The sequence below is a fragment of the Novosphingobium sp. CCH12-A3 genome (genome assembly GCF_001556015.1).
GTDB lineage: Bacteria > Pseudomonadota > Alphaproteobacteria > Sphingomonadales > Sphingomonadaceae > Novosphingobium > Novosphingobium subterraneum.
Genome location: NZ_LSIA01000059.1, coordinates 1 through 6,805 on the forward strand (window position 1 = coordinate 1; position 6,805 = coordinate 6,805).

Consider the following 6,805-nt stretch of genomic DNA (forward strand, 5'->3'; position numbering starts at 1 on the left):
CAGTGGCTGGCGACGTTGATCCCCATCAGGGCAGCGAGATGATCGTGCAGGTCGATGGGCTCGGGGCCGGACTGGCCCGCCTTCTTGTCGATGCCCATGCTGGCCTCAAGCGTCTTTGCCATGCACCAGGCCAGCCAGCTTGCCTTGGCATCGTCGTCGAGCGCGCTGAACGCCGAGAACCGGTCGACCGTGCGGCGATGCTCGGTCCACGACAGGTCGAGCGTCTCACGCATGTCGGCCATCAGCGTATGCGCCGGGCTTTCGGGGTAATTGGCGAGGTAGAGCGAGGGCGACGGCGCGCGCAGCGTCGTTCCGAGCGCCTGCGCGCTGTAGAGCGCGCGGGAGTCGGCGATAGCGAAGATCAGGTAGTCGAGCGCGATCGCCGGATTGGACGCAAGGTTGATCGCGAGAATGTCGCGGCGCTGGACGGCAAGTTCCTCGACCAGCTTCTGCGAGAGCGGCTTGGGTGCGGACGAGGCGGAGCCGCCCTCCCCTGCTGCCCCGCTGGCGCCCTCGCCCGCGTCGCACCCGCGTGCCTTGCGGCGTTCGAGCGGCTTGTCGCTGTAGAGGCCGCTCGCGACCCTGGGCTGGCCGTCGGCGCCGATGATTACGAAGCAACCGACGTTCGCCTTCATCTCCTCGGGGATCACCGGGGGCTTGTCGTGGAGCGCATCGTAGGCGCTGCTCGCGGCATCCCAGCGGCTCTGGAACTCGGCGGCGGCAGCCTCGTCGTCTTCGTCGAGGGTCTCGCTTTCAGCTTCCAGCGCCGAGATCGTCTCGAGGAGCTTGTCGGCCTCGACCTGTTCCTCGTCGGTGAGCGGCGCCGGTTCGAGATGGACCTGGTGGAGGTCTTCGGTCGCGTTGTAGGTGACACGCGTCTCGAGGATCGGGCGCACCCAGGCATAGCCGGAGGTTTCGGCGACCTCGGCCGCGAAAGCCTGGAGCTTCTCCCCGGCAATGCGTTGCGCAATCTCGGCATCGATCCAGGTCTCGCCGCCATCCTCGGTAAAGAGGTCGCGTTCGATCTTGCCGCCGGCGGCGAGGTATTCCGCTTCGCTGGCGAGCTTCGCCATCGGCGAAGACGAGCGGATCGCGCTGTGCGTCACCATGCGGCGGATGGAATCAGGGTTGTTGCCCTGCCAGCTGTTCGACAGTTCGTTCCACACCATCATCTGGCGATCATGGTTGGGCGTCGTTGCATAGGCTTTGGCGACATCGAGCGTGATCTTGCCTTCTTCGAGCGCGGCGAAGATCGGATCGGCGAGGTCCGCGAGCCGCAGGCGGCCTTCGATGAACCGGCGGGTACGACCGAACCGCTTGGCGATCGCGTCGAGGTCGCTGCCCTCGTTGACGAAGTGCTTGTAGGCGCGGATTTCATCGGTCGGCTTCATGTCGAGCCGGATGACGTTCTCGATCAGCGAGAGTTCGGACTGCTCGGCCGCATCGATGTCGAGGACCCGGCAGGCAACGGGATGGTCCTTGGGGAGCTTGCCCGCGCCGAGCAGAAAGTTGAGCGCGCGCAGGCGGCGGCCGCCCGCGGTGACGTCGTACATGCCCCGCTTCTTGGCGGGCACGACGATAAGGTTCTGGAGGAGGCCCTTGGCCTCGATATTGGCAGCCAGTTCCTCGATGAAGAGGTTGCTGTCGTTCTTGCGGACGTTGGCTTCGGACAAGCGCAGCTTGCCGAGCGGGATCAACTCGATGTCGTTCATGGGGGTGCTCCTGAAAGCCGGACTTGGCCGAGCCCTTCGGCTCACCCCTTCCAGCCCCCCTCCCCTCATGGTTTCAGGAATGCCCGAACTCCTAAGCGCGACGGCGCGTCTTCATGGGGTCGGCTTGGTGCCGTGAGGCATAAATGCTGAATTTATGCCTCACGGAGAGGCAGCATGGGCACCACCTGCAACCCATCTAACATCGTAATGGACATTTAATATTAGTGATGTTAAATAAGCCGAGTGGTGTTAGAAAGGGTTCCTGAGGCGCGGTTGGAAGCGCTCGCGGAAGCTGCCGAAGCGTACGTCGAGGACGCGTTCGGACAGCGGCTTGCCCTCGTGCCCGCAGCACCCACCAATCTGCCGCACTTCATCCTCGATCGCTACGCGATTTGGCAAGGCTCGCTAGACGGCCGTGCGTTGCTGCTCATGGCCGTCAGAGAAATCCTGCCGCCCGGATCTGGCGCAACGGCGCAGTACCTGAAGCACCGAGAGATGGTTCGCCACCAACTCGGGGCCGACCTGGTGCTCCTGCTGCTGGGCCGCGTGCCGGGCGCGATCCGCCGCCAGATGATGGAGCGCAAAATCGGCTTCATCGCACCTGGCGCGCAGCTCTATGTCCCCGAAGTGTTCCTCGACCTGCGCGAGCGCGCGCCTGCTTTCGCGCCCGATCACGCCGAGCAGATCAGCCCAACGACGCAATTTCTCCTGCTGGCGGTCATGCAGGGCCGCACCTTGGATGGCCTGAACCTCACCGAACTTGCGGACGAGCTGCATGTCTCGATCATGAGCATCAGCCGCACTCTGGATGAGCTCGAGGCGCTCCAATTGGCGAAGGCACACCATGTCGGTCGGCAGCGCCGTCTGCACATGGCTAGGCGCGGCCGGGAGCTTTGGGACACTGTGCAGGCACAGCTCCGGTCGCCGGTGCGCAAGGTTCGGGAGGTCTGCGCCCCGGATGGTGAAGTGATCGGCCCCCTTGCTGGGACAACCGCGCTTGCTCGCTACACCATGCTGGCTCCGCCGCGCCTCGAGACAAGGGCCATTCTGGCTGCCAGTTGGAAGAATCTGCAGGCGGCACAGTCCTTGCGGCCTGCCACCGCCTTCGATGACGTGCGCGTCGAGGTCCAGACATGGACCTACGACCCCCGAATTCTCGCCAGCAATGGCGTTGTCGATCGCCTCTCGCTGTACCTCAGCGTCCGAGGCAGCCCGGACGAACGCGTTGCGCAAGCGGCAGAAGAACTGTTGGAGACATTTGCATGGTGATCGGGGTCGACCGTTTTCGGGCGCATTTTGCGGGCCACGAGCACCAATATGTGCTGATCGGCGGGGCCGCCTGCGAATTGATCATGGACGAAGTTGGGCTCGACTTTCGCGCCACCAAGGATCTCGATATCGTCCTGGTGGTCGAAGCACTGGACAGCGCTTTTGCGGCACGCTTCTGGGCTTTTGTCGAGGAGGGCGACTACGAAATCAGGCAGAGCAGCGAAGGCGCAAAGGTCCTTTATCGCTTCCAGAAGCCGAAGGCTGAAGGATATCCCGCCATGCTCGAGCTCTTCTCGCGCGCGCCCGAAGGCCTGAAACTGGGCGACGACGCCCACCTGACGCCGCTCCCCATCGATGAGGCCGCGGCCAGCCTATCCGCCATCCTCCTCGACGAGAGCTACTATGAGTTTCTCAAGTCGATGGTGCGCGAAGCCGGCGGCATCCCGGTCCTTGATGAGGCAGCGATCATCCCGTTCAAGGCCCGTGCCTGGCTCGATCTTACCCGCCAACGCGCGGAAGGGGGCCAAGTCGACGAAAGGAACATCCGCAAGCACCGCAACGATGTCGCGCGGCTGTTGCAACTGTTGAGCCAGGAGGCCCGATGCGCTCTGCCCGGCCCCGTCGCGGACGATATGCGGGCCTTTGTCGACAACGCGGCGATCGAGGACGACTTCGATCCTAGGCAATTCAAGGTGAACATGACGCGCGAAGACGTCGCCGCGCGCCTTCGCGCCGCATACCAGCTTTGAGCAACCGTCAGGCGGGCTTGGTCTGCTTGATGACGTGGAACGCGCCGCCCATCAGGCGGGTGACTTCGTCCGCGCTCAGGACATATTGCGGTTCATAACTGAGTCCGAGCTGCGACGTCCGCTTCCAGCTATCAACGTACAGCCCCTTGTTGGGACCGAAGGCCAGATCGATATGCTTGGCGAGCTTTGCTGGTCCTTGCCTCGAGTAGGCGGTCCGAAAAATCGAGATATCGACCACATAGGGGCCGGCCATCACCCATACGTGGCCGTCCCAGTCGGGGTCCGAGGCGCTGAAGACTTGCGGGCCATCAAAGGGCTGCCGGTCTCCGAAGACGGGCTCGCCGTCCACCGCCAGGGTTCCGGCAACGACATGGATCGGCGCAGCCATCTGCCGCTCGAGCCCGACTGCCAATGCCGCGCTCATCAGCGCGCAGGCGCCGGGGATGGACGGAAAAACCTTGAGCAGATCAATGGCGCAGTGTGACAATGCCTCGCGATCGGCATCGTTCATCTCATAAGACTTGAAGGCCTTGGCGGCGGGCCAGCCATGCTGGGCCGCAACAAGTTTTCCCAACTGCGCGATATCTTTGATTGCCGACATTCCGGGGCCTTTAGGTCAGTCAGAAGGCTCTCGCCAGTGCTGCAAACCACATTCGGCTCACCGGAGCGTGCTCGCGTGAGTTGACGAATCACGGCGCACCTGTTCTTTTTATGTTCCCTCTGGTATCTGGAACAATTCTCGTGCTGCGCCTTGTCGATTGCCCGCCCAAACTCGAACTACCGCTGTTCGGAACGCAGGTTCCGGCGGGCTTTCCCAGTCCTGCGGACGATCATATCGAGGGCAAGCTCGACCTCAACGAGCATTTGATCCGCCGGCCCGCGGCCACGTTTTTCGTCCGCGCCGCCGGGGAATCGATGCGCGATGCCGGGATATTCGATGGCGATCTGCTGGTCATCGATCGCGGGATCAGCCCGCAGCCTGACGACATCGTCATTGCCATTCTCCACGGCGACCTGACCGTCAAACGCCTGAAGAAGGTCGCGGGGCAATGGCATCTCGCAGCCGAGAACTTGGACTTTCCCACGCTGCCGATTGGCGAGAACGACTGCGAGATCTGGGGCGTCGTCACCACGAGTATCCGGCGCCATTGTGGCCGCTGATGGCCACCTTCGCGCTGGTCGACTGCAACAACTTTTATGCATCCTGCGAGCGGCTGTTTCAGCCTCGCCTGCGGAAGCGACCGGTTGTGGTCCTCTCGAACAACGATGGCTGCGTCATTGCGCGTTCGAACGAGGCCAAGGCGCTTGGCATCGGCATGGGCGCCCCGATGTTCAAGATCCGTCAGTTGGTCGAGCAGCATGACATTGCCGTCTGCTCTTCGAACTACGCGCTCTACGGCGATATTTCCGAGCGCGTGATGACCGTGCTGGGCTCGAACGCCCCCGCCCATGAAATCTACAGTATCGACGAGTGCTTCCTCGATCTCGACCAGTTGGCCGTACCCAGCCTCACCGATTGGTGCCGGGGACTGCGCGAGCAAACCACCCGGTGGACTGGCATCCCGGTTTCAGTCGGCGTTGGCCCAACCAAGACGCTGGCCAAGCTCGCCAACCGCCTGGCCAAGAAATCGTCCAAGGCAGGCGGGGTGCTTGATCTTGTCCATCATCCTGCGTGGATCGAGCCAGCCTTGCGCAAGACCTCGGTCGGCGATGTCTGGGGCGTTGGCAGGCGCTGGACGGTGATGCTCGAGGAGCGCGGTATTCACACAGCTCACGATTTCGCCAACGCGCCCGATGGCTGGGTCCGGCAACGCATGGGCGTGGTCGGCCTGCGCACCGTCCATGAACTGCGCGGCCTCGTTTGCCATGCCCTCGAAGACCAGCCCCCGCCCCGGCAGACAACGTGCTGCTCGCGAACATTCGGCGCGGCGATCCGTGACAAGGGTCAGGTCCATGATGCCGTGATGAGCTTTGCCGAAAGGGTCGCCGAAAAGGTGCGTCATGCCGGGCAAGTAGCCGGCGCAGTCCAGTTGTTCATCCGGACCGATCCCTTTGCGCAAAATGCGCCGCAGAAGTCGCTGTCGGGCTCGGCGACATTTCATCGGCCGACGTCGGATACCCGCGAGATATCCGGCGCCGTGCTGCGAATCTTCGAGCGCATCTGGCGTGAGGGCTATGGCTGGCGAAAGGCTGGCGTGCTGCTGCTCGATCTCGGCATGCCGGGCGCCGCGCCCGCCTCGTTGTTCGACAGGATCGAGGCACCTGACGACGGACTTATGAGCGCGATCGACAAGATCAACGCCCGCTATGGGCGCGGCGCGGCAAGGTTGGGATTGGCCCAGAAGGACGGCGAATGGCGCATGCGGCGCGATAATCTGTCGCCGAGTTTCACCACGCGCTGGACGGATATCCCCTCGGCCAGCATCGCCTAACGTCCGTCAATTCAGGTCAGGCCCGCCCGGCAATGCCGGAGATGATCGCCTCGGCCCGGTCGAGGGGCACAAACACTCGTGTCTTGTAGGCGATGATCTCGGTGAAGCAGCCCTTGGCCTTGAGCTCGGGAATGCGCGCGGCTTCGGCATCGACGATCTCGATCCTTCGGGAACCGTTCACCCGGGCTGTGCGGATCGTGAAATTGAGGGGATGCGGCGCCTTCCATGTCCCCCCGCCGAGAATGGCAGCAGCAATCTTGGTCGGATCGGTCTGCGCCTTGCGGGCAACCCCAAGCTTCTCGAGGGTCGCATCGACGTATAGGTCGTGGACGTGGCGCCCCAGCCAAGAGGCACCCGACTTGTCGACGATGCGGTTGACCGTGAGGTCCTCCTTGGGAAGCGCGCCCCAGATCGGCAGCAGCAGCCCCGTCGCCAGATAGATGGTTTCGGTGACAAGCTGGCTCTCGTCGGCGGAGTATTCTTCCTCCCATAGCGCACTGAACGTGGACTTGGTAACAGGCTCCCAAGCGGACTCGTCGAGTCGGTCGGCACGCAGGTACTCGCTGCGCAGCGGCCGCACGAGTTCGTAGCGGCGGATCATGTGGCCCTCCTCGTCCATGTGCGAGGGCGCCGCGATGCCGAG

6 protein-coding genes and 1 pseudogene are annotated in these 6,805 nt (G+C 63.4%); 4 read left to right on the forward strand and 3 right to left on the reverse strand.

Going from position 1 to position 6,805, the window contains the following annotated elements; translation table 11 throughout:
* A partial coding sequence (locus AX703_RS04360) for a ParB/RepB/Spo0J family partition protein (protein ID WP_062342883.1) occupies positions 1-1,712 on the reverse strand: 1,712 nt, incomplete at its 3' end.
* A gap of 243 nt (positions 1,713-1,955) precedes the next feature.
* Between AX703_RS04360 and AX703_RS04365 the strand changes: the two genes are divergently transcribed.
* Together AX703_RS04365 and AX703_RS04370 are read left to right on the forward strand one after the other, a co-directional pair.
* Positions 1,956-2,981 (forward strand): hypothetical protein, encoded by a 1,026-nt coding sequence (locus tag AX703_RS04365; RefSeq protein ID WP_062342885.1) that lies wholly within the window; start codon positions 1,956-1,958, stop codon positions 2,979-2,981.
* A complete protein-coding gene (locus AX703_RS04370) occupies positions 2,975-3,730 on the forward strand; it encodes a hypothetical protein (protein WP_062342888.1) in 756 nt (251 codons plus the stop codon). The genes AX703_RS04365 and AX703_RS04370 overlap by 7 nt, the downstream gene beginning before the upstream one ends.
* Positions 3,731-3,737: 7 nt before the next feature.
* Here AX703_RS04370 and AX703_RS04375 read toward each other — a convergent pair whose 3' ends face one another.
* The gene (locus AX703_RS04375) at positions 3,738-4,331 is read right to left on the reverse strand and encodes a hypothetical protein (RefSeq protein ID WP_062342890.1); all 594 of its coding nucleotides are present in this window, start codon (positions 4,329-4,331) and stop codon (positions 3,738-3,740) included.
* A 110-nt stretch (positions 4,332-4,441) separates the two neighbouring features.
* Between AX703_RS04375 and AX703_RS04380 the strand changes: the two genes are divergently transcribed.
* Both AX703_RS04380 and AX703_RS04385 read left to right on the forward strand, forming a co-directional pair.
* Positions 4,442-4,891 carry a LexA family transcriptional regulator gene (locus AX703_RS04380; protein WP_231735377.1) on the forward strand — a complete coding sequence of 150 codons (450 nt, stop codon included), beginning with the start codon at positions 4,442-4,444 and terminating at the stop codon, positions 4,889-4,891.
* Positions 4,891-6,162, forward strand: a complete 1,272-nt coding sequence (locus AX703_RS04385; RefSeq protein WP_062342894.1) for a Y-family DNA polymerase — start codon at positions 4,891-4,893, stop codon at positions 6,160-6,162. The genes AX703_RS04380 and AX703_RS04385 overlap by 1 nt, the downstream gene beginning before the upstream one ends.
* A 16-nt stretch (positions 6,163-6,178) precedes the next feature.
* Here AX703_RS04385 and AX703_RS04390 read toward each other — a convergent pair.
* Positions 6,179-6,805: pseudogene (locus tag AX703_RS04390) on the reverse strand (methylase); the annotation flags it as partial.